We start from the raw sequence: 26,239 nt of genomic DNA, 5'->3' as shown, positions 1-26,239 counted from the left end.
CCAGCTAGGCCACACTGCTGTATCTTTTTAATAATATTCAGAATGAAAATAAACACCATAAGGTTTCGCATTTATGAATCACAAACTGGACGATATTGTATTTGAAGGAATTGTTTCAATTCGCGATAGACTGCTGACCATGCCTGACCCGCTCCGTCTGGAATCAGGAGACCCTTCGTTTGACACTCCAGTCCATATAAAAGAAGCCCTCGCTAAGGCTCTTCGAGACAATGCGACTCATTATGCGCCATCAACAGGGATAAAGCCTCTTCGGGAAGCAATAATCAACAAACTTCGCAGTGATAATAAGATCAGCTATCTTTCTGGTCCCGACAATGTTGTAGTGACCAACGGCGGAATGCATGCCCTCTACTGTACTTTTCAAGCCCTTCTCAATCCTGGTGACGAAGTAATTTATCCCCAACCGAACTGGACTGCTACCGGATGGATTATCAAACTATGCGGTGGCGAGCTTGTTAAGGTTCCGTTGCGCGCTGAGAATGGATATGTCTGGGATCCTGCTGAGGTTGAATCGAGTATTTCACCCCGCACGAAAGCGATTCTTGTGAACTCACCGCATAATCCTACCGGAGGAATATTCAAGCGCAAGGATATTGTTGCGTTGCTTGATATCGCCGCCAAACATAATCTGTACGTAGTCTCAGACGAAGCCTATGAGCACATTATTTATGACGAACTTCATGTTAGCGCAGGTAGCATTGCTTCAGACTACCCCCAGACAGTTCGCGATAAAATTGTAACCTGTTTTACATTCTCAAAAAGTTACGCCATGACCGGTTGGCGCCTTGGTTATGCGGTCTGTTCAGACCAACGGCTCATCGATCAGATGAAAAAGATTATTTTGTATTCGATCAATGGCGTTTCGACACCGACCCAGCATGCAGGTATTGTTGCATTGAATGGCCCGCAGGAGTGTGTGGCAGAAATGCGTGACGAGTATAAAACACGCAGGGATATCCTCTTTCAGGGCGTCAATCAGACCGATTTTCTCAAATGCGAAACTCCCCCAGGCGGAGCTTTTTATCTGTATGCCAGAATTACCGACTCATGGCCGGGGACGCCTTGGGAACTGGTAAACTACTTGATTGAGAATTACTCACTCGGAAGCGTCCCGGGCGACATCTTCTACGATGAGCAGCCGTCGATTCGGTTCGCCTATGCCTGTAGCACGGAAATGATAGAGCGCGCAATACGTGTTCTTTCACATCCCCGTAGTCAACCTGCCGGCCGAGCTTAATTAGGTTCCAGCACGTAAGCATCCCGAGCGCACTAAAAATAAAATCAGCTTGTGTCTGCATTCGATGGATAATACTATACCCCTTTCAGGTCTGTCATGTATAAGACAAATATGCAGGGAGATTTACTTTGGTGGATATTGGAGATAGAGCGCCGAATTTTGAATTGAAGAACCAGCGCGGCGAAATAGTCACACTGGAAAGTTTCAAAGGAAGCAAGATTTTGCTCGCCTTTTATCCTTTTTCATTTTCCTCGGTGTGCACATCCGAGTTGTCCTGCTTCCGCGATGACCTCTCGCAATTTAAAAACAAGAATGTCACTGTGATCGGTGTCTCTGTTGACAGCCACCACACCCAGCGTGCGTATGCTGAGTCTTTGAAAATAGAATACCCGCTGTTGTCAGATTTTGGCAGAAAGGCATCAACTGCATATGGTGTGCTTCGCGCCGAGGGCTGTTCTGAACGAGCTTATTTTGTAATAGATGAAAGCGGAATAATCACTTTCCGATCAGTTATGGACAGGTCGGGCAAAACGCTCGACACTGTCGAACTGCTTAATGCAATTAATTAAGAAGGAGAAATCGTATATGCCACACACAACGACCAAGGAGGGATTGATGCCCCATACGCTGCCCAATTTGCCGTATGCCTATGATGCGCTTGAGCCGTATTTCGACAAAGAAACGATGACCATTCATCACACGAAACATCATCAGACGTACATCACTAATCTTAATAATGCCTTGGAGGCGCATACCAATCTGCAGGGCAAACCTGTCGAAGAACTCGTTGCAGATCTGAATGCAATCCCGGAATCGATACGGACCATCGTTCGCAATCACGGCGGCGGTCATGCGAATCATGCTTTCTTCTGGCAGATACTGAAAAAGGATGTTCACTTCGGTGGGAAAGTGGCCGATGAGATATCCTCAACCTTTGGAGGTATCGAACAATTCAAAGAGGCCTTCACCAAAGCAGCCACTTCTGTCTTTGGCTCGGGCTGGGCATGGCTTGTGCAGAACAACGGCAAGCTTGAAATTACCGGCACACCCAACCAGGACTCCCCGCTCTCAACCGGCAAGAAACCTCTTCTGGGAATTGATGTCTGGGAGCACGCCTACTATATAAAGTATCAGAACCGCCGCCCGGAGTACATTTCAGCGTTCTTCAATCTGATTAACTGGGATGCAGTCAACGAGCGCTTCAGACAGCGATAGCAACATCCCACAATTTAGAATTCAGTAAAAGTCAGCAGAAGCACGCAATCTTCTGCTGACTTTCCGAGATTGCGGCGAGAAAACAGCCCGGATATTAGAACTTGACAACCGGCCAAGCATAGGCTATGATTTACTGGATGCGGCCACACGGTGGTTCGGTCCGGTTTGTTATTGATTACATCATAAGATCTTCAACGGGTCAAAGTACAGGAGGTAGGTTTTGAGACGGATACTCACTCTCTCATCGTGTCTTGTTCTTGCATTCACACTCTCGAGTTGGGCTCAGGATATTGCGGCTCCCGACACAATAAAGATCGAATCTGCTTCCCTCCAGATCGGCCGCTCTCTTCCCATTAGTCTTTCCATAAGTAACGATCAGCCAATCAAGTGCTTCAACATTGGACTCATCACATCAAGTGTCGATTCCGGCATGGCTCGCTTCGATTCTATTGTCTATATCGGCCGCATGGCAGACGCCGAGATAATGAATTTGAGGATAGGCGGCGCGATAAATGCGGACGGATTGCTTTCCGACACCTCGGTTCTCTCAGCTTTTCTCGCAGGTCCGGAGATGAAGGCTTTGCCTCGTGGTAACGGCGCTATTGTGAATATTTATTTTACTGGACTCAAGCCCGGTGAAATGACAATTCAGAATGGATTTTTACCCCCCGGCGGCAATTTCATGATGATGCCATATATCGGTGATTTCTCAGAAAAGATGTTCACACCGGTCTTTGTCGGTATAGCAATTCAGGTTGCGCCGCGGGCTCCGTTTGTATGCGGTAACATCGATGATTCCCCCGAGGGCTTTGTTGATATTTCTGATTTGACGGTGTTTATTGATTACCTTTTTATATCTCTTCAAACGCCGGCAAATTTGGGCGCGGCAAATATGGACGGCTCACCCAACGGCACAATTGATATTTCTGATTTAACATATATGATCGCATATCTCTTCATCGGTGGCCCTGCGCCGGTCTGTTTGTAGGATTGGATAGATTTTCGCTACACTGAACCCACCTCTATGGGTGGGTTTTTCTTTGGTCTGAACCGTTCATTCAAGAAGGGAAAGAGCCCACCCGTTGGGTGGGTTACAGGAACTAACAGAAAGATGACAAAACCACAAAAGTGTCATGGATGTCCCTGGATAGATTTGTCAACTATGTGACCGTTCAGATATTGGCTTCTCCCTTACGTCCTCGTCAGCTTTAGCGTCTGTTCGTAGACATATTTCGGCTCCCAGTCTCCTTTACCTGAAGGGAGCAAATCGAAGAGATGCCAGAGCGCGCAATAATCATCTCCAGGGCCAAAATCCGCCGCATTGACACGATACATTTTACCACTGTCATCCTTGCAAAAAGTCGATACGCCCGGCCAAGGTTCATTCTTTTCACTGGCAAAGCCCATGTCTTTTGCAAAGGTTGAGTCTTGGGCGGACAAAATACTAAACAGCCAGCCGCGACTTTCTGAGAAGGACTTGATATCATCCGGGGCATTGGGAGAAATTACAGCAAACGGTACACGGTTTTCGAGATGAGGCACAAGACCATTAAAACCGTCGGCCCAGACCGTACAGTAACTGCATCCTTTGCCCATGTTATGAATTATCATAAGTTCGCTTTTGTCTTGAAACAGACTGGAGTGTGTGACCGGTTCTCCTGAGATAGTTTTGAAAGTGTAATCAGCGACCGGGAGCTCCGGTACAGCTTGACGAAGCTCCAAGATCCGGGCTTTGGCCCTTTCCAAATCACTATATGCTTTCATGAGTTCCCCGTTTCGAATCGAATTATCCTGTTTCATAATGCCTCCTCGTGAATATTAGCACAGATCAGTCTTTTTTTGACTGGTCAATCAACTCTTAATCAAATCTTTGCGCTTCAGTCGCAATTTATCAAAACTGGCCGATGAAATCACATAATACCAATGTGAAAATCTTTCGTTGAGACCATCCACCGACTTTCGGTTCGCAGAAACTTTATTCTGCCAGCTCTGCCAAATATCGTTTATAGTCCACTGTTGTTTCTCTTCCTCCGAAAGCAAACTGTCAGGCTTGTTCTTAAAAGTCATATCCGATGCTTTTGGCGGCTCTACGAGTGAGTTGTTATCAAAATCAACCGAGACGAACAAGTAGCGATTTTCAGCGCCACCACCGCTACCGGCCTGCTCCGCTTCGCTGGCCCCTGCTGTCAGCGCAAGACCTGTACCGTACGCGACTTCGCCAAATCTAAGCGTATATTTAAGTCCTTCTTCGGTCGAGAACTGAAGTTCTCCTTCATTAGATAGGAGTTGACCTTCACGGGTCAAATAGTACCCTTTACTCTGCAATGATAACCAGTCGGCCTGCGATATCGAGGTCATCGGGCTTTTACCACTCAGCGCTGCGGTCAAGGCTGCCGGTTTTGGTCTGACTCCTACAATCGCAAGCTCATCAAGCGTTTTAATGAGCGACTGGACAACGGTAGTATCGGGCGATCCGGATTTGCCGGATTTGCCGGACTTGTCGAATTTCCATACCCCTGACTGGTTTACCAATGTTATCACATCTCGTTGCTCCACTGAAAGTGTCCGCTCATTAATCGAATAATCCTTCAATACGACGCGACTTATCTTGTTTCCAGTGACTTTGAGCAAATCTGGCTCAATCCAATCCTCGAAGCGAGCGGAAATATCGACGTTTACTTTTGAGGCATAGACTCGTTTTTCATCCGGTATACGAACAAAACGCAAACCCGGGCGGTCGACAACCTCGTTTCCTATAATGAAATCGGCCAGCACACGACTATCTTGTCCCTTGATCGTCACTCGTCTACCCCTGCCCGAAAGACCTGCAGAGCTTTCGTCAAGCGGGTCAACAACCCCCATTGCTTCATACTCCGTCGGGGAATCTGTTCTGAAATCATCTTTGTTAATGTCTATGACACCGGCGGCAGTCTTTGCAAGGCGGTCTTTGCCATCAGCCGGATAATCATTGTGCGAAGGAATTGTCCAGCGACCGTTATTGAAGGTGACTTTGAATGGGCGGGACGACCCGGTTGCATCATCGTAATCCACAACTTCCATCGTTGTCGCCTCATTCGGATCGGTAAACTCCGGAAAGAATTTTGTCCCGAGATCCTTGAAGGCCTCGGGTGTGATCGTTTTTGGGGCGGCAATAAAAGCCAGCAATACCAATAGCCCGGCAACAGCGAGAAAAAACAGTGTCTTCTTCGTTTCGGTCATCTCTTAGCTCCTCAGCCTTCGTGATTGCAACTCTCCCTCAAACTCCCGCCGTCTTCGCCTGATAAAAATCATTACACCGAGTGCGAGCGCCGGAATCGGCGGAATCAAGACCGCCAACGTCTTGATGCGGCTTTGAATTGAAAGAACAGCAGTCTCCATAGTCTCTTTGCTACGAGCCACCGTCGCTTCTTTTTTCGCCTCGATATTTCCTTTGCTGACTTCAAAGCGGCGGTTTTCCACTTCTTGGAGGTTTTTCACCATTATCTGCTTGGCCTGATCGTCGAGATCGGTACGGCTCTGGACCTGGGCAACTTTCTCATTCAGCCTCTGCTGGGCTTCATTGAGAGCCTGCTGAGCAAAGACCTCCGCCTGCTTTTCTTCCTCAAGTCGACGCTCGACAAATTGCCGGGTCTGTGATTCCACAGTTTTGAGAGTCCGATGTCTGACGCGTTTCTTTCTCAGGTCGATAAACGACTCGTCTCCAACGAGTAAATCCATGCTGTTGAGAACGAATGCAATATTATCGAATTGGAAATTCTCCATTCCGCGTTCACGAAACTGGAAAAATTGGTCTGAAATCATATCCACGTCTGCGGCCATTATGACATGGATTGGAGAAGGTGATGACACAACGGTATCATCGGGATTTGCTAATGGCTTTCCTTTGACCTGAGCGGCAATTATGTAAGACTCCCCTGTCGGCACACGTTTTGGATTGCGGTTGAGACCCATACCGAAAAAGCTCCGTTGGACAATTTGGTCCCAGGGAAGCATGCCGGAGAGATGGCCGGTCTTTAGCAGGGGTTTGAACTGGAGCGGGCTATTGCCTGCTTTGTAGATGTATCCTGAATAGAGTGCGACCACCTCTTGCAAGCCCGATGTCGCCGAAACCGAGTCATTGAAAGCCTCGGCGTTGTCATTTCCACGTCCGATGAAGACTATCTCAGGCTGGAGTTGTCCGAGGTCAGGGTGGGGATTGTATCCGTCCCAGATAAGCTGAGTCGAGTTCCAATTGATACCTACTGCATTCATTAGTCCGCTCACACTTCCCTTTTGTTTTGGCGGCTGCTGTTGCTGCTGCATGAACGGGTTCTGGCCGGCGCCCGGAGGAGCCGATGGTGACATGGCTGGGTCGATCAACGGAAGCGGGTCATCAAAAATAAGGGTCGGATTCCCATTGGTTATATATGTCTGAAGATTGTCTATTTCGGGCTGTGTTAGTGTCGAGGGAAGAATCGCAAGCAATCCATCAAGCTTATCTGTTATTGGTTGCTCGGCGGAGACCTGAACGACCTCGTATTGCTTTTTAAGTTCGCTTACTATCTGCCACGGCGGACTTGAGTTCATTGTTTGGTAATCAAAACCGCCAAATACCTTCGCCTCAGTTGTGAGAATCCCTATCTTTTTTCTGTTGGCATCGGCCGCGACACGAAGACTTCTTGTAAGCTCATATTCCACCGGCAAGCCGCGGTCAAAGAATGGAATTACTTCTTCTCGCGCTCCGCTGGTAAATGCTACCCCAAGGAACACACTCTTACTGCTCACCTGCGCGGCTTCGGAGGTCATAACATCGCGAGGGAGAATGTTGAATTTCTCGCGGGCATCGCGAGCTTCGTCTGTGAACGGCTCAGTTTCACGAATAATGACCTGGACCCGATCACCGCCTATCGCGGCGATTTCTTTGAGCGTTCCAATCAGATTGGCGCGCGTCTCGACATATTCACGCGGAACTTCGGGGCTGATAAATGCCTGCACCAACACAGCGCGGTCATCGGGCAGGTCTTCTATTAACTGTTCTGTCTCCGATGAAAGTGAGTGTAACTGCTCTGCGGTGACGTCGGCCCTTAGATTGCCGCGATTCACTATTACGTTTAGTGAGATTACTGCCAAAACAACAGCTACTGCGCGAGCCAACTGATGAAGCCAGAATCGATAACCATCGGCTTTCGCTGGCCAATGCCTGCGGCCGATAAGCATCACATTTAAAAAGAGCATGACACCTATAATTGAACCAAAATAAAGAAGCCCCGATAACGACACAATTCCTCGGGAGAAATCCCCAAAAGCGCCAAAGACGCTTATCGGAGCTAATAATTCCTGAAGCCATCTGCTGACTGTCATCTGCGATGAATCAATGAAGACAAGCACCGAGCAGAAAAGCGCTCCGAGGATAAACGCTATTGTCGAATTGGCGGTTAGTAATGATGCCAACATGCCGATCGCGAGCATCGCGGCTCCAATAAGCCAATAACCTATATAGTTACCGAGCATCAGGCCAATGTCCGGGCTGCCCAGCCAGAGGAGGACAAAGACATGACTAAAAGAAAGCGCCAGAGCCGCAGTGTATATTCCCAGCACGGCAATATATTTTCCAAGCATTACTTCCAAATCTGTCGCTGGAAGTGTAAACAGAAGTTCATCAGTCCCCTGTTTGCGCTCCTCCGCCCAGATATTCATTGTCAAAGCAGGAGCAAAGAAAAGCAAGATATAGGGAAATATAAGATTGAGCTGATCAAGATTAGCGAGGTTATTCGCAAAGAATCTCCCCTGCCAAAAAGCGCCGGCGGCACTCAGAAAAATGAACAATGTTATAAATACGTATCCTGTTGGATTGCTGAAATACAGCCTCAGGTCCCTTTTGACAATTGCCGCGATAAGCCTGTTGTTCAAACTCATACCCGGCCTCCTTCGGATATCATTGATTGCTCGCCGCTGTCAGAAGGTCGGACTGAAGCCATAGCAGTCTTGCCGAAACCGGTCAGATGGTAGAAAGTATCTTCGATTCCACCGCTTTCACCAAGCTGTCTCGGAGTGCCATCAAATACAAGGCGTCCCTCGTTGATGACAAGCACGCGTTGGGCGATCGCAGAGACTTCCTGGAGAATATGAGTAGACAGAAGAATTGTCTTGGTTTTGCCAAGTTCAACAATATTTGCTCTAAACTCACGAATCTGATTTGGATCAAGACCCGCTGTCGGTTCATCCATTATGAGCACATCGGGATCATGGAGCAGTGCCTGAGCAAGGCCCACCCGCTGGCGATATCCTTTGGAAAGCTTCCCTATCGGTTTCTCAAGTACCTGTCCGAGGGAGCACTGCTCAACCACATAGTCGATTCTATGTTTGAGCATCTTCGAATCTATCCCTCGCGCTTCGCCGAAAAAGCTGAGGAGTTCAAGCGGGGTCATATCAATATAAAGCGGGCCGTTCTCGGGTAGATAGCCAAGGAATTTGACAGCTTCCAGCCTATGCGAACGTACATCGAGTCCTGCAATTTCAGCGGTACCTTCGCTTGCGGACAAGAATCCAGACAGGATTTTCATTGTTGTCGTTTTGCCCGCTCCGTTTGGGCCAAGAAAGGCTACAATTTGTCCTTTCGGGATGGAAAAAGTGAGATCCCTTACAGCGACAAAATCTCCGTAGAATTTGCTGACTCGTTTCGCTTGTATCATACTCTTTGGCGATGATGGTTTTTCGGTCATAGTATCCCTTGTTGACTATTTCTCATCTGATAATGATCCCTTCTATTTCGTTCTCATCTACGCATAGTGATGCAACATCACCATTTAGCGCGTCAAAATATAGACTCAGCTGGAATTTGTCAACCATACTATTTGGCCGTGTATCTGGTTGAGGGAGTGCAATTTAATGGAACTCTTGCAGCATAATGGTGTGACCTCTGACAACATCGCAATTACATAAAATGCGCAGCTTGAAGCTTCAAAATATCGCTGGCGTTGCTGAGAGGAAATAAAGATTGGAATTCGAAGAAAGAAGCTATACCCCGGTCGGCGCTTTGTCTTCCTGGATATCCTGATACTCTTCACCGTCCTCTCCCTGATATTTAGAAGGGCACTTAACGAGAATCTGATCGGCGACGAAATAACCTTCGCTATTGGGCTGACCTTTAAGAACAACGGAGGTGGCTTGATCGAAGTTACCCGGGACAGTGCCATAGTAGACCACGGGCATGCGAAAGGCCGATATAGTATCCTGGTCTTCAGGATTAAATACGGCAAATTCGAGCCGGGTCTTGTCTGCATTATAATTGACCCGGCTAAAATCGATCTTACCCATCACCTGTACTTTGCGGTTGCTGGCAACTGCATTCTGAATAGAGACATATTGCACGGTAGTCTTGAAAAAGGCCGATGCCCCCCAAGTAAGAAAAACCACTATTATTACACTGCCAATTACATATTTCGCGTTCATTTCATTCCCTAAGCCTTTCTGGTGATTTTCTCACACAAGCTGCTAAAATAAAAAGTCCTGTTGCCCGCTTGGATAATATAACTCCATTCTGCCGAAATAAGGCATCATATTTATCCAGTTTATACGGCGGTTTCCCGCGACCGCGCTATCCCTTTGATTGACGATGTTAAGCGAAGCAGCCAAAAGAAGAGTCCGGTGAATAATATCAGCGATGAGAAAAAAATTGTACGTACAGCGGGACTCATGGTGAACTTCAGGTCTTTGTCTATAATCGAATCGGATGGATGAAGCGAGGGCATGATTCTCGGCACGACAAATATAAGAAACGGAACTGTTACAAAAGCAAATATCGCATAGACCGCGGAAAGCGCGGCCCGGCGTTCTTCTATATCGATTGCGCCACGGAGAGCAAAATAGGCTCCGTAAATAAGCAAAAGAATGAAGATCGAGGTCTCACGCGGATCCCAATTCCAAAATGACCCCCAGGTCACTTTTGCAAATATCGAACCTGAAACCGTGGCAAGGATGCAAAAGAGAAGACCCAGCGAAGCAGCTGATACTGACATATCATCCTCGCGAAGATTTCTTGTTTTGAGATACCTGAGTCCATAAATGGTCGAGATGGCGAAGGCGATCACGCAGATCCATGCCTGCGGAATGTGATAGTAGAAGATTCTCGAGGACTCGCCAATTTGTGATTGCGGCGCAACAGTAATAAAGCTGAATACAATCACAGCCGACATACCAGCCAAAAGCAGTAACTTCCAAAACATCGAGATTCTGTAATAATCCTTTCTGTGCTTTTCCGCCAATTGTTTCTTTCAAATAATATAGCTACTTTGATTTCTGCAACAAAGTAAAAGCAGAATCGATATTAGTGCGGCTCTGTTCAAGTTCCTGAACTATCAGTTGAGTATCACATTTGATAGTGGAGAACGACGACAAACAAATTTTCTATTGACAACTGCACATACGGGCAGTTGTTTGTCTTTGACATGAAAAGTTTACAGGACTTTGCTCTATGACTAAAAGCCCGCTGACGGACAAACAACGCTCTGTTTTTGAATTTATTGAAATGCAGATGACCGATCATGGGAACGCGCCAACAATTCGTGAGATAGGCGCTAAGTTTGGCATTAGCTCAACCAATGGTGTTCGCGGGCACCTTTCTGCTCTCATCCGAAAAGGCTATCTCAAGAAACACGCAAGCATCTCCCGCGGAATCGAACTCACTCGTGAACTTGCGGGGAGGATGGGTCGTGTACCGCTTGTAGGAGCTGTGCCAGCCGGCTTTCCTATTGATTCGGCTGAGAATATCGAAGGTGAAATTGTGATCGATCTCTCTTTTCTGCCCAAAGGGGACTCGTATAGCCTTCGTGTAACTGGTGACTCGATGAAAAACGCGGGGATACTGGATGGAGACTTGGTTCTTGTAAAAAAACAGACAGTGGCGCAGAAAGGAGATATTATTGTCGCCTTGGTCAATGAAGAAGCGACAGTAAAACGATATTTTTCCGATGGAACGACCATCCGCCTTCAGCCCGAAAACGATGACTATGAGCCAATTTTTATTAATAAGATGTCCGGTGAATTTCGGATAGCCGGAAAAGTTGTAGGGCTAATTCGAAAAATCGGTTAGTTCGGACTGGCTTTTTGTTTCGAACAGTCTCCGCATAAACCGAGCAAGGCTGTATGCATTTTTGCCGTTGACTTTAGTGGCTCTTTGGCTACATTTCTCACTCGAGTACCTTCAAAAGCCACCGTAGCTCAGCTGGTAGAGCAACTGATTCGTAATCAGTAGGTCAGCGGTTCGACTCCGCTCGGTGGCTTGTATTTACCTGAAATTTTGATTCCTAAGAGAAACCGACCGATAGCCCCACTTTGTCTTAATATATCCGCTCAATCTGCCCGGAAACTTTCGAAAACTTCGGATTAAAATCTTCCCTTCCCCTTCCGAATGTGAACCCAAGCTGCTCATAGAGGCTCACAAAACTCAATTCGACATGCCGCTGGACAATGGCCTCCTTTATCTCCATATAACGAATCGTGCCATCGACAAAACCCGTTACTGTTACCCCCGCAATTCCTTCAAGGAGCAAGCTTACCGCGCACGCACCGGCTTCCATACCAAAATTGGCATCGTAGGCCGATGTTCCTCCCGCCCTCACAAGATGACCAGGAGCAATGATGCGAATTTCTGGAAGTTCATAGAGTCCCTCCACATACATACCCTGTGATTTCATGAAGGGCCGTATTTCCTGATCAGTCGAAAGCATCTTCTTAATCTCCTGGGACACATATTTGCCTGCGCCGGCAAGTTTCTTATGGCCGAACGTATCAAGGCCGGCTGAGTCATCGTACATTTCCCCACCACTTGAGTTACGGAGACCCTCAGCGACGACAATTGTGTATGTCCCGGCATTGATATCACTTTCGATAATCCGTTTTGTAAAGACACGTTTGAGATGGCTGTACAACTCAGTGAAGTTGACAGGAACTTCAGGGATAAGTATTGCGTCTGCTTCCCCGGCAACGCCGCCCCTGAATGCGGTATGCCCGGCGTAGCGGCCAAATACCTCGACAATTATGATTCGATTATGCGTGCGGCCAGTTGTTTTGATTTCACGGATAAAATCAGCTATTCTATTGATTGTAGAATCACCGCCGACACTGTATGGGACAAGGTCAAGGTCCATTGTTTTCGGGGCATGGACGCACTGTATGCCCTGGGTTGCAAGGTCAAGAATCACCGATCCGGTATCATCCCCCCCGCTGATGACCAGACCGCCGATATTGAACTTGGCAAGACCCGCTTTGATTCGTTCGTACTTCTTGTCATCTTTAATTTTCGAAATCTTGACTCTTGAGTGCCCTGCTTCGGAGCCTGCGGAACCGATACTGAAACGCTCGACACGAGAGGGTGTGAGTTCAACAAGTGAATCCATGTCAACAAGATTATAGAGACCGGCATATCCATTGGGAATGGCAAAAGGCTTCACACCCATGCGGGTTGCCATTTGTGCGGCTCCTTTAACTACTCCATTCAGCCCTCCGCAATCACCTCCACTGGTGATTATACCGATTGTCGAAATGCCCACAGAGTCTCCTTAACCTATTTTTTAACCGAGTCATGAATTTTGTAGTCCGAAGTATAGAACCAAATAGATTGGCAGTCAAGATTGACGCCAAAAGAGATGGAAGAAGTCTGCACAGGATGGATTTAATCCGGCTACCATTGAAAAATAAAAGCATATCACTTAGCTTCAAGCCAGTTTGGGCCGATACCAATATCGGCCACCAGTGGGACTTTGAGCTTTGCTGCTCCCTGCATGCTGATCGTAACTATCTTCTTAAGATCTTCAATTTCGTCTTTATGTGCGTCGAAAATTAGCTCATCATGCACCTGTAGAATCATTTTTGACCGCATACCGGCTATCTTTTTGTGAATAAGAAGCATGGCGATCTTTATGATATCCGCAGCAGTGCCCTGAATAGGGGTATTGATTGCCGTCCGCTCGGCGAACTGTCTGACCGAGAAATTTTTGTCGTTTATTTCAGGCAAATAGCGTCTGCGGTTGAACAGGGTGCAGACATATCCCTTTTCACGCGCGAAGACTTTTGTGGCTTCGAGATATCCCTTTATGCCGGGATAGCGCTCAAAATAGGTCTCGATAAATTTCTTGGCTTCGGCCTGAGTCATGTCAGTCTGATTGGAAAGGCCGAACGCAGAAACGCCATAAATAATAGCAAAATTAGCCGTTTTGGCAACTCGCCTCATATCCGGTGTGACAGCCATGAGGTCTACATTGAAGACCTCCGCTGCAGTCCGCACGTGGATGTCCTCGCCCTTAATGAAAGCCTCAATAAGAACCGGATCGTCTGCATAATGGGCAAGCACTCGAAGCTCAATCTGCGAATAATCGGCAGTCAGGAGGAGATAGTCTTTATCACGAGGAATGAACGCCTTGCGAATCTGGCGTCCCTCTTCTGTCCTAATAGGAATATTTTGCAGATTTGGATCGGTCGAAGACAGACGGCCTGTCGCGGCAATAGTTTGATTGAAAGATGTATGCACCCTTCCTGTCTTGGGAGAAATAAGCTTGGGGATGGCATCAACGTAGGTGTTTTTCAGCTTTACAAACTGCCGGTATTCAAGAATAAGCTTGGGGAAAGGATGAACCAAGGCAAGCTCTTCGAGAACGGAAACATCTGTCGAATACCCGGTTTTTTTGGCGGTTTTGCCATGTGTTGGCAGACCAAGTTTATCAAAGAGAATATGTCCCAGTTGTTGTGTGGAATTAATATTGAAAGCGCCGCCGGCAATCTGATGGATTTCTATTTCGAGCTTCCGAAGCCCCTTCTCCATCTGCTCGCTGAGTATCAAGAGAAAATCGGTATCTATTTTGACACCGCATTCCTCCATGTCGGCCAGGACTGTGACAAGCGGGAGTTCAATATTATAGAAGAGATTTTGCAGATCGAGCTCATCAATGGCCGGAGCGAATACCCCGCGGAGTCGATACGTATAGTCCGCGTCTTCGGCGGCGTAGGCTGTCGCTTTGTCTACAGACACAGTATCGAATGTCCTTTGATTCTTGCCGCTTCCAATGAGGTCTGCAATTGGAATCATTTTATGATCGAAATGTTTTAACGCCAGCAAATCAAGTGAGTGCTGTCGGCCTGAGGGATCAAGGACATACGAGGCCAGCATGGTATCAAAAGAAATTGGATTGATTGTTATGCCATGACGTCGAAATATATGAAAGTCATATTTGATATTTTGACCAATTTTTTGAACCGAACGATTTTCGAGCAGTTCCTTGAGAAGTTTCAGAGCCTCATCTTTTGACAAGTTTCGCTCAGGCTCCGCTGTATGCCCCAGGGGAACATAATAGGCTGTGCCTGTCCGGTCAGAAAGCGAAACGCCTACTAATTCGGCATCAAGGGCATCGAGCGAAGTTGTTTCCGTATCTACTGCTATTTCCTTCTGTTTGGACATACTCTTAAGGAGGGTACTTAAATCATCAAGGGAAGGGACACAATGATAAAATGTGCCTGTCTCGATGCTTCGCACCAAGGGTTTGTGTTCGACTGTATCGGATTCGGGAGTTAGCTGCCTCGCAAAAGTAGTAAATTCCATTTCTATAAAGAGTTTTTTAGCTTCCTCATAGTTTATGGGCTGTCTTTGAAGTTTTAATACATCGAATTCTATCGGGACATTCGTGTCAATCGTCGCGAGCACCTTTGAGAGCTTGGCTGATTCGACATTGTTCTCAATCTTTTCCCTGATTCCTTTTGCTTTGATTTCGTCCGTATGCGCAAGCAAATTATCCAAGCTGCCAAATTGCTCTAACAGGCTGTCGGCTGTTTTGGGACCGACACCGGGAACACCGGGTATGCAGTCGGAGCTGTCGCCCATCAGGGCAAGTTTATCGATAACCTGGTGCGGGAACACCCCGAATTTGACTTTTACCTCAGCCGGGCCGTAAGTGTCAGCGCTCTCCGAGACCTTTTTAGGGTCATAGACTCGCACGCTGTCGCTGACAAGTTGGAAGTAATCTTTGTCACCAGTGACACACCAGACGGCGTAACCTTGTTTCTCAGCTGCCTTGGCCAAAGTGCCGATAATATCATCGGCCTCATAACCTGCCAAATCAAAAGCAGGAATATTCAAAGCCTTGACAGCCTGCTGAATGCGGGGCAATTGAACTACAAGGTCATCGGGCATCTTGGCGCGAGTAGACTTGTATTCTGAATAAATCTCGTGTCGAAAGGTTGGAGCTTTGTTGTCGAACGCGACTGCAATATAATCAGGGTTCTCCTCCCTCAATAATTTGAAGATTGAATTGAGAAAACCGAAAGTCGCTGAGGTGTTTTCACCCTTAGTGTTTATGAGTGGGTTGCGGATAAACGCGAAATATGCCCGGTAAAAAATGGCCGAGCCATCGAGCAGATAAACTGACTTTTTCTTCTCACTCACCGATAGAGTCCTTTTCCGATAATATAATCTGCAACTGCTTCAGGGACCAACTCGCCAAGATGCGCTCGATCAATGCCTGCGTCAAGTGCAGAACGTACCCGCGACGATGAGAGGTCGACAAGTCCCGAGTGGATAAAGCGTACCCTCGGTGTTTCAAGCGATTCCTGGGTTGCCCGGACAAATCCCGGGCGTTCACCGACTATTACCGGAACGGTATCAAGTATTTCCTGAGGCTTATGCCACGTTTCAAAAGCCTTCCATTGATCGGCGCCGATAAGAAGCTCCAAAGAAGCCAGCGGAAACTTCTTTCTCAACGAATGTATTACGTACAGCGTGTACGTTGGTTCTGTCAAAGTCGACTCTATATCAGATATTGAGCATGAATCACAAAACGGTAATGCGAGTTCAAGCATCCGCATACGGTCTGCGAAGTTTGCGACACATCCGTTTTGTTTATGAGGGGGATGAAATGATGGCACAAGCAGAACTCCGTCGAGGTCTGCCATTGGCTTGATATTACTCGCCAAACGAATATGGCCCCAGTGAACGGGGTCGAATGCCCCGCCAAGAATAGCCCATCGTCCGCCTGAATTAGGATCCGGCTTTGTCGACGCTGGTTGAGTCACCACTGTGCGTCTGGATTTCCTTTAGATATTTGTCCGCCAGTCCCGCCCTTCTGTCCTGGGGATAGCTTTGTTTGAACAATTCAAATCTCTCGCGGGCCAAGGCGTAGTCCTTTTTCTCCAAAGCCTTTTCTCCGCCCTTGAACGCGGATTCAACCGCGTAACTTCGCGCGTCCTTGCCCCACTCATGATCGGGGTAGACCGCAAGGAAATCATCAAACTTCTTTTTGGCCTCGTCAAAATTCTTTCTTTTGAATTCGATCTCTGCGATTTTATACGTCGCCTGTGGAGCGTATTCGGTCTGGGTATAATTGTCGACCACGTACTGGAAGTATATCTTTGACGCATCAAGTGCATTAATACGCAAATAAACATCGGCCGAAGCATACATTTTATGGGCAAGCCTTGAATAGGCCAGATTGAGATACTTTTGAGCGTCGGCGACATATTCAGATTGAGGGTGATCGATGATAAAATCCTCAAATTGACGAAGAGCGACATCGAGTTCACTTTGATCGAGGGCGTAGTTGCCGGGTGTCTCTTCAAAACTGCATACAGCTTTCATAAACAGCGCACTCGTAACAAAAGGCGAGGAGGGATAGTTGACAGCCAATCGGTTGAACTCAATTCCAGCCAAGGTATAATTTTTAGCGCCTAAATATGACATGGCAAGGTAATACTGCGCTGAGTCGATAACCGATTCGCCGGGATAACTATAGACAACCGTTTGCAGGTGATCGATTGCCTTCCGGTAATCTTTATTTTCATATTCTGATTTGCCCATGCTATAAAGCTCCGCCGCTGGCAGAAGCGCCTTCGATGACGAGCCGCCGCAGCCAGCCCAGACCATTGAGAGAAGGGTCATCACCGCGACTGCTTTCACGGCCATCACAACTGTCGATTTCAAGAACAATAGGTCTCCTTGAGCATTTTGTAATTCTTCATAACTTTTGTGAAATATTCCTTGGGGAGAGGAGCTTTGGCTCGCATTAAATTCCTCAAACGGGTCTCTCCCATATTATATGCAACCAGAGCTTTTCGAACATCCTTAAACTGCATAATCTGCTCAAATAGATACAACGTTCCCAGTTTGATGCTCGACTCATAGTCATGCAGCGTGTGCGAGCCCTCCCAAACCACACCGGCTCGCTGGGCTACATCCTCGCCGACGTAGGGAATCATTTGCATAAGCCCCATCGCTCCCTTTTCGGACTGCTGACCCCGCTTGAACGATGATTCCACAAGTATTACGGCCAGAATAAACATCGGGTCGTAGTCATATTTGTTGCTTTCGGAGTATATCACTTCGGTTAAACTTCGGACTTCATCGTCGCTAAATCCGATCTGGAATCCTTCGATGGCGTTTAATATCTGAAGCTTCTCTTCAAACTCACCGATCTGCTTTTGCTGAAAATCTATTTGCTGTTCGAGGTGAAATTTGTCCCGCACCAAATAGACCAATAGGGCCGACTGAAGGAGATAGATTCCGACGAGAATGACTGCGACAGGCTTTGATAGAAAAATGCCGAGTTTTTCAATCTGAATCATTCTACGCCTCCACCACTCTTCCGATTAAATCATATCCGTCGAGTGATTCGATTCGCACTCTTCGAATGTCACCGACACTCAAATTCTCTCCCTTAACGACCACTTCCTGATCAATATCGGGGCAATCGGCTTTGGTACGACCTTGGCCTATTGCATCACCATTGACATAGTCGACAATCACGTCCTGAACAGAGCCGATTAATTCAAGGTTTATCTCACGAGCAATATCGTGTTGAATGCTCATAAGTTCTTCCATTCGTTCCTTCTTAATCGCTTCAGGTATCTGATTTGCCATCGTTCCTGCTGGTGTCCCTTCTTCTGCAGAATAGGTGAAAACCCCCATGCGTTCAAAGCGATGTTCGATAACAAAATCCCTCAGATCCTCAAACTCTTCATCTGTTTCACCCGGAAATCCTACAATAAATGTCGTCCGAAGGGCGGGATTGTTTCCTGTTGACTTGATACGCGAAATTAAGCGCTCAATATTTTGCTTGTCTATCATCCGGTTCATGCGTTTGAGAACATCTGTATTCGCATGCTGAAACGGAAGATCATAATAGGTCAAAGTCTTATTCTCATCGGCGAGGTAATCAATAAGGTTGTCTGTCAAATGGGCCGGGTACTGGTACATGAGCCGAATCCACTCGACGCCCTGTATCTTCTCAAGCTCTTCAAGCAGTGTTACTATAGTTGGCTTGCCGGGGAGTTCGTAACCATAGAGAGTCGCCTCCTGCGAAACAAGAATCAATTCTTTTTTGCCGTTTTTAGCCAAAAACTCAGCTTCGTTAACAATCGAGTCAAGCGGTCTGCTGCGAAATTTGCCACGCATCCCGGGGATTGCGCAATAGGTGCATGTCCGGTCGCAGCCATCTGATATTTTCAAATATGAATAGGGCAAACTGTCAGCAATAAAGCGATTCTTCCACGAAAGGTAGCCCAGCTTGCGCGACTCTATTTTGACAGTTGTCTTGAGCTTGCTCGAGTTCGTGACGGCTCTTGCTATTGAATCGAGCGCGCCATGGCCGAAAGCGCCATCAAGCTCTGGTATTCCCTCGAGCAGGTCATCGCCATAGCGCTGAGTAAGACAGCCAGTTGCGTAAACGGTCTTTACTGTTCCCTCGTTTTTGAGTTGTCCCATGCGAAGGATTTCGTTTATTGATTCTTCTTTGGCCGGCAGGATGAAACCGCAGGTATTGACAATAACTGATTCGGCCTCTTCTGCTGTTGCCACTGGAGTATGTCCTTCATCAATAAGCCGGGCGGCAATGTAGTCGCCGTCAACATCGTTTTTCGGACAGCCGAGCTTGGATATAAAAAATTTCATAGAATCAGTTTATGCGTACGACATCGCAGGAATCTGAAATATCCGCTTTAAATTGATCGGATTTGCAGGCGGCTTTTGTATTTTGTGAAATAATATGAATCACGTTACGGTCACTATTCTCATCAAGGTATTCAACTCGTTCAATTACTTTCTTTTTTGCGTCTATCATGACAATCATCGAGTCAGGAATATTCGTGTCATTTGACTTCTGCTTTATCAAACGATAGCGCGAACCAGGTGTAAGTATATATGATTTATAGAATTCGTCAAGTCGCGTCAGAAAGGAAATTTCTTCATTTAATGCCCGCTCAGGTGGCACTTTTTCAATTGTGACCTGATTATTATCAAAAGAGTAGCTGTACAGATCAGTCCCATCATAGAGAAACCAGTCGGGTCCCAGTTGAATTCGATATGAACCGGCTTCGGCTATATGGGCGGTGCCGGGCATGGTATCGACAGTCTCAAATACTTTGGATTCAAGTACACTCAGGAATTCGATACGGACACAATCTGCCTCGGACAGTTCTTTCTTTATAGAATCAAAACTGTCTCCTCTGCCCTGTGAAACAATCACGAAGGACACAACTATTGCCATACCAAGTGTCTTATTCATTGTAGTTATACGGATAAACAAGTATTTGGTCAGGGAGTTTCACTTGAAACTTTGCGAGGTGAAGAGTTCGTTAAAGACTCCAGATATATCTTATCGACAAGGACTTCGCGAGCCTTTGAGCCGTCAAAAACCGAAACGACTCCGGCTTGCTCAAGTTTGTCAATAAGCCGGGCCGCCCTCTGATAACCGATCCCAAGTCGTCGCTGGAGAAGTGAAACTGACCCTTGTTTATGTCTGATTACCACTTCGCAAGCCTCGCGGAAGAGCGGATCGCCAAGGTCAATGTCGCTTTCGCTGTCATCTTCGCTCTCTGGGAAAGCGCTCTCTTCTGGATTTAGATTAATATTCTGGTCCTTGATAAATGTGACAAGCCGCTCGGTTTCCTCGCTTGATACATAGGCTCCATGGATACGCATCGGCTCAGGCTGACCAGCCTGCAGGAATAACATATCACCATTTCCAAGCAATTTTTCGGCTCCGTTGCCATCAATAATAGTCCTCGAATCAACTTTCGATGAGACCTGAAATGAAATCCTTGCCGGAAAGTTCGCTTTAATAAGTCCGGTGATAACATCCACTGACGGCCGTTGTGTGGCAAGAACAAGGTGTATTCCCACAGCTCGCGCCATCTGAGCCAGGCGGGTAATAAGCAGTTCTGTTTTTGTCGATGTTGAAGACATCATTAGGTCGGCAAGTTCATCGACAAAGACGACAATGTAGGCAAGTTTATCCTCTTCGTTTTTCTGCTTTCTATTAAAATCTTCGATATTTCGAACCGATGCAATTGCAAGCCGGCGATATCTGCTTTCCATTTCTACAACTGTGTCGGCGAGTACTTTTTCGGCCATTTTTGGTTTGGTCACCACAGCCCGCGAGAGGTGCGGGATACCGGAGTAGATGGAAAGCTCAAGCATCTTAGGGTCTATGAAGACAAATTTAATTTGCATCGGATGAAAACGATAGATGAGCGATGAAATAAGAATATTCATGCAGACTGATTTGCCTGAACCGGTCGCTCCGGCTACAAGCAAATGAGGCATGCGAGTCAAGTCCGCAACGAAGGGTTTGCCGGAAGTCGTCTTCCCCAAAGCCAAGGGGAGACGGATACTGGCATCCTTGTATTCGGGTGAATCAAGAATTTCACGCAAGTAAACCATTTGTTGATTGCGATTGGGGATTTCGATTCCGACAGCGGCCTTGCCGGGAATCGGAGCGATAATACGAATGCGCTTGGCTTTGAGCGCAAGAGCCAGATCGTCGGCAAGGCCAAGAATCTGATTCACTTTGATACCCACTCCGGGTTTAAATTCGTAGCGGGTAATGACTGGCCCGGGATATTTTTCGATTCCTCCGTCTATACTAATCCCGAAGGTCTCAAGTGTTTCCTTGAGCGCTCGAGAGGTGGCAAGAAGTTCTTCCACCGATACCGCTGATTCTGTGATAGGGTTCGGCTGCAAAAGCTCGACTGACGGGTATGTATAATCAACTGACTTTATTTGTACCGGCTGTGCAGTCTTTTTTGGAACAGTGCGCTTTTTGTTCGTTGCAGTGGCAAGTTCATCGGAGAACTCAGAGCCATCTTCGCTGGGTGATTCATTTGGAGCAACTTGTCTGTCGGAGTCAAAGTCCTCAATGCTATCAGAGTCTAACCCGCTTTCGTCTTCAATATTGGGGGGTTCTCCAAAACGAAGGCTTGTGTAGATGGAGTTGAAGGCCCCAGCCAGAAGACGATAGCTTTTCTTAGCAAGTTTCGATCCTGGCACACGAACCCATGACGACAACAATGGAACAATTGACGTATACACAAGGAGAAGCACCAGGCCCGTGCCGGACAGGAAAATATATGAACCAACCGGCCCAACCAACTTGACAATAAGCTCTGTCAGTGATTGCCCGATTAATCCTCCCCCCCTCGGATCAAAATCAGATTCTGTATTGACTCCAATCAGATGGAGATTGTAGACCATTGCCCCAAGCAGACAGATAACAAAGAGCAGAAGAGAATGAAACCGAAACGTGTCGGCTTTTTTGACAGCGAACATTCTAATCGAAAAGAAGATAAGGCCGAGCGGAACAAAAACTGACAGCCATCCGAGCATCGTACGCAAGGCAAACGTCGAATAGGCTCCCAGCATTCCGCCCTTGTTCTCCCAAGGAAGTTCGAATGGATTGAGCCGACCGTCGACTTTTTCAATGACGCGGTCGTCATCGATCGACTGGTGCGAAGCTAACGAAACAAATAGTAACATCGCCAGGACGGTGCACCCAACACCGACAATTATCCGCCAAGCAGAGAGATATTTTCTTCTTCTCGATTTTGCCATGAATTAATATAAATGAGACGGTTGAAAGAAACAGGTTTCAAATTCAATAAAAAAGGCAGGACACCTGCCCTGCCTGAAAGAAATAAATCGATAGCGATTTATTTCCGCACGGCTTCCTTAAGTCGCTTTCCCGCGCGAAAAACCGGAACTTTTGTCGCCGGAATGGCGATTGCCGCCCCTGTTTGGGGATTACGTCCGGTGCGGGCTTTTTTCTTGGAGATGGAAAAAGTCCCGAAACCTGTGAAACTGACCTTCTTCCCCTTTTTCAGCTGGGTGGTCACACCTTCCATAAATGTCAGCATGGCCGATGTCGCTTGGCCCTTCGTGATCCCTGTGCTCTGAGCGATCATCGCAATCATTTCATCCTTAGTCATTGCGGTTTCCCTTCCTGAAATACTTCGTTTAGGTTACTTATTTCTCTATTCGCCCGACAAAGAGGAGAATGCCCGAAATTGTGTCAACTAAAAAACTTAAAACCATGTGCCGGAAAGGCGGCTTTGCCGTGAAAATAGGAAGATCGCCCAAGACTATCTGTTGTTGAAAAATGTTCCGCTATTCAGATTGCTCTGAGAATTGTCGATTTTGATTGCCGGTATGGCCGTAACAAAGAGCCTGAAACCATAGCCGTGATTTGATCCAATCGGAACCCAGTAAAAATTACCCGTCCAGCAGTGAATAGTTCGGGTAATGCTTACTTCGTTATTTATCGTTTGTCCCTCGCCAAAGTCATAATACTGCGAATAATCTACCGTTGTCTGCGATGTTAGGTTAAACTGAAGCGAGAAGCGGATGAAGCTCTCTTTGCGGTACAGCGTGTGATAACCGCTTTCACTGAAGCTGTATGTAGCCGAGAGATCCCAGCCCTTTCGACCGCCAAATTGTCCCCCCACACCCACATGGCTTGCCGAATCAACGCCTTGGGGTTGTCTGGAGAAGACATCGTCGAAGATAAACGAGGTGCCATTGAGCGAGATAGAGGCATTAAAATCAAAGCTTTGTAAGCTTGGCGACCAGAAATTGAGTGTGTTAGAATTTTGCTCGTAGAGCGAATGCGTCAAACTACCGTAAAAATTTATCCTCGGTAATAGTGTCGAGGAAAAACTTGTGTTTAGATCCGAGTACTTTCTCTCCCCTGCCTCAAAATCGTAACCGAAATTTGTGGTTACTGACAGAAGTTGGTAGACTCGGGCAAATTCTCCTTCACCGACACGAGCCTGATATACCTGATCAAGACCGAGTAAAACGGCTTGGCTTCGGCGTGTGCTTCCGGCTCCCCCTCCGGCGTAGGCCCTAATCTCAGGAAAGCGGTTTAGTTGCGGCGTGTAGCTGTAAGAGACATTGGGCGTAAGCACCTGCCTCAGCCCGGCAAGTCCGAAAATATTGGGCGTGACTGTCCCGTAGAGCTTGGTCGAGAGTCCGACACCAGTACTGTATAGATAAGTCCGGTAGGCGCCAGCTTCGATACCCTGGGAATCCGCAAAAGCTGTATTGTATATCCTAAACCAATTTTCCGTGTAAGAAAAACCAGGGCTAAGTGTAAAGTAGCGCGCGATCGTGAGAGGGAGTGATGCCGTGAATGGATGGTCAATCCTCGTGTATTGTTTCCTGTTATGAGACGAGAGAGTGTCAATCAAAATAAGGGTATCGGTGACCAGTGTATCGGCAAAAAGAGCGGTGTCGACATCCACCCGTTTTGATACCGAGCGGCTGGAGTAATTCAACAATGATGGGCGATAGCTCACAGTGAGCCTGTTAAACCATGCTTGGTCCAATATCCCCTTCTCATCGACATTCCCTGCTCCGAAAGGACGAATGACCGGAAGTGAAAGGGAAAGGGCTGGAAATGTTGTTGTGCGCGAATCTCGATCGAGATCCAGTTCCTGCGAAAACAGACCCGACAGAGAAACCGACTGGCTGAATCGCTTAGAAAAATTAAGCCTTGAGGACAGCACCCTGTTAAGCCGGTCGCTTAAGTTTGTAGAAAAGTCATTATAATATGTCGCATCAGATTGTATCTGTCCCGAGGATGTTACCCTGAAACTCGGGCTAATATCATGATTGTGCGAACCTCGCAAAGTCCAGCGAGCGGATTTGAATTCGTCCGCCGTTGATCGGTTATACCCCGTCTGGCGAGTATAGTTACCGTCGAATGAGCCATTGAAGAGATACCGCCTATTGTAGTTGAGCTTTCCATAGAAGTTGACTGACCGCTGCTGTTCATAATAGTCAAGCGCGGCTTGGGCGTCCCAAAATTCAGACGGCGCAAAATAGTAGCCGACATTTCGGATATAGCGCTCGCCCCGCTCTATATTTCCGAATGTGAAGGGAAGTATGCCCGAGTGTCGTCCCTTTTTGAGCGGAAACACATAGTACGGAATCGCAAGAATCGGCAGTCGACCAATACTCAGCACTACTGGCTTGGCGATAAGCCGGTCATTTTCAATGAGTTTGAGGCGCTTGGAGTGAAAATGAAAATGCGGCTCGTCGGCATCGCAAGTGGTGTATCGGCCATCATCGAGATAAAAAATATCCCGTTTTTCGCGATAGAGCTGTTCTCCATAGAAAAACCCTGTCTCATATCCCGACTTTGACTTTAATATGCGTCCTTTTTCTGTGTCGATTGAATATTCCAGATAGTCGCCGTAGAGGACGTCTTCCTTATCTTTCAGGACAACTGGTATCGTGTTCGGCTGAAGCTCCGATGTGAATGTGGCAGACGAATCGGTCCTGCTTTTTATTTCATATGCGGAAAAGGCCTCGATAATTCTCTCTTGAGTATCGAACTCAACCTGGAAGGCCTCGAGCGCCACGGTGCCAGAGCCGATAGCTGCATCTTCATAGAGTGTGATGAGCGAATCATTTACGGCGTATTGGATTTTCCTTGAGCTATAATCGATGGTATCAACGATCGTGGTTGAGACAGTGTCTTTCATAGTTGTCTTGGCGCTGTAGAACGTTCCCACTGCTCCGCCGATTACATCAACGCGGTCTAAGAGTTCATTTTCAAGTGTGAACCGAATCGTATCACCGGACACACTGTTTTGTGTTGAGTCACTCTTGCCACGTGAGGAGGGATTATACCAGGAATATGCCTGACCATAGGAAAACACGTGGGCCAATTCTCCACCAGCGAAATCAAAGATAATCCGTGAGCCCGAAAGAATTGATCTGTCGGTAAACAGACCGGCCGAGTCAACAGGTTCAGTAAATTCACCTCGTGCCGAATCAAGGACGTCGATTCGACTTATCTGCTTATCGAGCGAAATTATAGAAATGAGTCCGCCGGAAATGCGGGATTTCCCTTTTGTTGCCACGGGTGATTGGTAGAGATCGAGTATGTTGAGATCAGGCCTCATGATGGCGCAACCGGAAGAAGTCGACACCTCATTGGATGTGATAATGACGTTGCCCGTTGCTTCGGCTCTGACACGCATGCCGTCGTATTCGATATTCTCAGCGATGACTTCAACCATATTCGCGCTGTCAGGGTAGTTCAGATACATCGTAGGCCGATTCCCCATTCGGAAATACTTGGTCGATTTGTTATAAAGCGCCTCGGTGCCGACAGCAAAAAGGGAGTCCTGTTTCGACCACAGCTCTACATAAGGCCCGTTCGCGAATGCCTCCTGGGTCACCAGATTATAATCCACTTCATCGGCGGTGAGCTGGTACTCGGCATCATCGACGCGGACATTTCCCATGAGTTTGACGGTCAGCCCTTTGACCCATACGGCGGAATCACAATAAATCAAGCCGCTAGTGGTTTTGAAAATGACAGAACCATCGACAACAGTCGTGTCCTGAAGCCCAAGGATTACCTCAAGCGCGTCGGCATGGTGAAGATCGAGTCGTTCGCGTGTTTGCGATTGCGCAGGAAACGATGACAGTGTCAGTAGAAAGGTGGCAAATAATAATACGCGCAT

Annotated in this window: 21 protein-coding genes and 1 tRNA gene; 6 read left to right on the top strand and 16 right to left on the bottom strand. The window is 47.2% G+C overall.

The genetic code is table 11. The features are described 5' to 3' along the window. Positions 1–73: 73 nt before the first annotated feature. The 4 genes from SGI97_10675 (at position 74) to SGI97_10660 (ending at position 3,461) form a co-directional block, all read left to right on the top strand. Positions 74–1,258 carry a pyridoxal phosphate-dependent aminotransferase gene (locus tag SGI97_10675; GenBank protein ID MDZ4724350.1) on the top strand — a complete coding sequence of 395 codons (1,185 nt, stop codon included), beginning with the start codon at positions 74–76 and terminating at the stop codon, positions 1,256–1,258. A gap of 131 nt (positions 1,259–1,389) precedes the next feature. After that, positions 1,390–1,827 (top strand): redoxin domain-containing protein, encoded by a 438-nt coding sequence (locus SGI97_10670; GenBank protein ID MDZ4724349.1) that lies wholly within the window; start codon positions 1,390–1,392, stop codon positions 1,825–1,827. Between the two features lie 46 nt (positions 1,828–1,873). Further along, positions 1,874–2,473, top strand: coding sequence for a superoxide dismutase (locus SGI97_10665; GenBank protein MDZ4724348.1), 600 nt, complete (start codon positions 1,874–1,876; stop codon positions 2,471–2,473). Positions 2,474–2,693: 220 nt separating this feature from the next. Then, entirely contained in the window at positions 2,694–3,461 is a 768-nt protein-coding gene (locus SGI97_10660) for a hypothetical protein (protein MDZ4724347.1), read from the top strand. A 203-nt stretch (positions 3,462–3,664) separates the two neighbouring features. Here the strand turns inward: SGI97_10660 and SGI97_10655 are convergent, their stop codons facing one another. From SGI97_10655 to SGI97_10630, 6 genes are all read right to left on the bottom strand, one after another. Further along, entirely contained in the window at positions 3,665–4,273 is a 609-nt protein-coding gene (locus SGI97_10655; protein MDZ4724346.1) for a DUF899 family protein, read from the bottom strand. Between the two features lie 51 nt (positions 4,274–4,324). Next, on the bottom strand, positions 4,325–5,692 hold the full coding sequence (locus SGI97_10650; protein ID MDZ4724345.1) for a DUF4340 domain-containing protein: 1,368 nt from the start codon (positions 5,690–5,692) through the stop codon (positions 4,325–4,327). Between the two features lie 3 nt (positions 5,693–5,695). Next, positions 5,696–8,368, bottom strand: a complete 2,673-nt coding sequence (locus SGI97_10645) for a Gldg family protein (GenBank protein ID MDZ4724344.1) — start codon at positions 8,366–8,368, stop codon at positions 5,696–5,698. Next, positions 8,365–9,174, bottom strand: coding sequence for an ATP-binding cassette domain-containing protein (locus SGI97_10640; protein ID MDZ4724343.1), 810 nt, complete (start codon positions 9,172–9,174; stop codon positions 8,365–8,367). The genes SGI97_10645 and SGI97_10640 overlap by 4 nt, the downstream gene beginning before the upstream one ends. Before the next feature lie 295 nt (positions 9,175–9,469). Then, entirely contained in the window at positions 9,470–9,904 is a 435-nt protein-coding gene (locus SGI97_10635; GenBank protein MDZ4724342.1) for a cytochrome c maturation protein CcmE, read from the bottom strand. A gap of 119 nt (positions 9,905–10,023) precedes the next feature. Continuing rightward, positions 10,024–10,677: a cytochrome c biogenesis protein gene (locus SGI97_10630; GenBank protein ID MDZ4724341.1), complete on the bottom strand. Its 654-nt coding sequence runs from the start codon at positions 10,675–10,677 to the stop codon at positions 10,024–10,026. 248 nt (positions 10,678–10,925) lie between these two features. On the opposite strand from SGI97_10630, the gene lexA reads away from it, so the two are divergent. Both lexA and SGI97_10620 read left to right on the top strand, forming a co-directional pair. Then, on the top strand, positions 10,926–11,543 hold the full coding sequence (gene lexA, locus SGI97_10625; protein ID MDZ4724340.1) for a transcriptional repressor LexA: 618 nt from the start codon (positions 10,926–10,928) through the stop codon (positions 11,541–11,543). A gap of 117 nt (positions 11,544–11,660) precedes the next feature. Continuing rightward, positions 11,661–11,733: transfer RNA gene (locus SGI97_10620), tRNA-Thr, on the top strand. Between the two features lie 57 nt (positions 11,734–11,790). Here SGI97_10620 and SGI97_10615 read toward each other — a convergent pair. The 10 genes from SGI97_10615 to SGI97_10570 form a co-directional block, all read right to left on the bottom strand. Next, positions 11,791–12,996, bottom strand: coding sequence for a 6-phosphofructokinase (locus tag SGI97_10615; protein ID MDZ4724339.1), 1,206 nt, complete (start codon positions 12,994–12,996; stop codon positions 11,791–11,793). Between the two features lie 161 nt (positions 12,997–13,157). Beyond that, positions 13,158–15,884, bottom strand: coding sequence for a DNA polymerase I (polA, locus tag SGI97_10610; GenBank protein MDZ4724338.1), 2,727 nt, complete (start codon positions 15,882–15,884; stop codon positions 13,158–13,160). Beyond that, positions 15,881–16,510 carry a nicotinate (nicotinamide) nucleotide adenylyltransferase gene (nadD, locus tag SGI97_10605; GenBank protein MDZ4724337.1) on the bottom strand — a complete coding sequence of 210 codons (630 nt, stop codon included), beginning with the start codon at positions 16,508–16,510 and terminating at the stop codon, positions 15,881–15,883. The genes polA and nadD overlap by 4 nt, the downstream gene beginning before the upstream one ends. Continuing rightward, entirely contained in the window at positions 16,476–17,414 is a 939-nt protein-coding gene (bamD, locus tag SGI97_10600; protein ID MDZ4724336.1) for an outer membrane protein assembly factor BamD, read from the bottom strand. The genes nadD and bamD overlap by 35 nt, the downstream gene beginning before the upstream one ends. After that, a complete protein-coding gene (locus tag SGI97_10595; GenBank protein MDZ4724335.1) occupies positions 17,411–18,055 on the bottom strand; it encodes a lytic transglycosylase domain-containing protein in 645 nt (214 codons plus the stop codon). Before SGI97_10595 ends, bamD begins: the two co-directional genes overlap by 4 nt. Position 18,056: 1 nt before the next feature. Beyond that, positions 18,057–19,379: a 30S ribosomal protein S12 methylthiotransferase RimO gene (gene rimO, locus SGI97_10590; GenBank protein MDZ4724334.1), complete on the bottom strand. Its 1,323-nt coding sequence runs from the start codon at positions 19,377–19,379 to the stop codon at positions 18,057–18,059. 4 nt (positions 19,380–19,383) lie between these two features. Continuing rightward, entirely contained in the window at positions 19,384–19,992 is a 609-nt protein-coding gene (locus SGI97_10585; GenBank protein MDZ4724333.1) for an outer membrane lipoprotein carrier protein LolA, read from the bottom strand. A 29-nt stretch (positions 19,993–20,021) separates the two neighbouring features. Continuing rightward, entirely contained in the window at positions 20,022–22,316 is a 2,295-nt protein-coding gene (locus SGI97_10580) for a DNA translocase FtsK 4TM domain-containing protein (GenBank protein ID MDZ4724332.1), read from the bottom strand. 98 nt (positions 22,317–22,414) lie between these two features. Beyond that, positions 22,415–22,690: an HU family DNA-binding protein gene (locus SGI97_10575; protein ID MDZ4724331.1), complete on the bottom strand. Its 276-nt coding sequence runs from the start codon at positions 22,688–22,690 to the stop codon at positions 22,415–22,417. A 153-nt stretch (positions 22,691–22,843) separates the two neighbouring features. Then, a complete protein-coding gene (locus SGI97_10570) occupies positions 22,844–26,239 on the bottom strand; it encodes a putative LPS assembly protein LptD (GenBank protein ID MDZ4724330.1) in 3,396 nt (1,131 codons plus the stop codon).

The organism is Candidatus Zixiibacteriota bacterium (assembly GCA_034439475.1).
In the GTDB taxonomy this organism is placed as follows: domain Bacteria; phylum Zixibacteria; class MSB-5A5; order GN15; family FEB-12; genus JAWXAN01.
The sequence above is the reverse complement of the archived record's forward strand: the minus strand, read 5'-3'. Positions and strand labels throughout refer to the sequence as shown.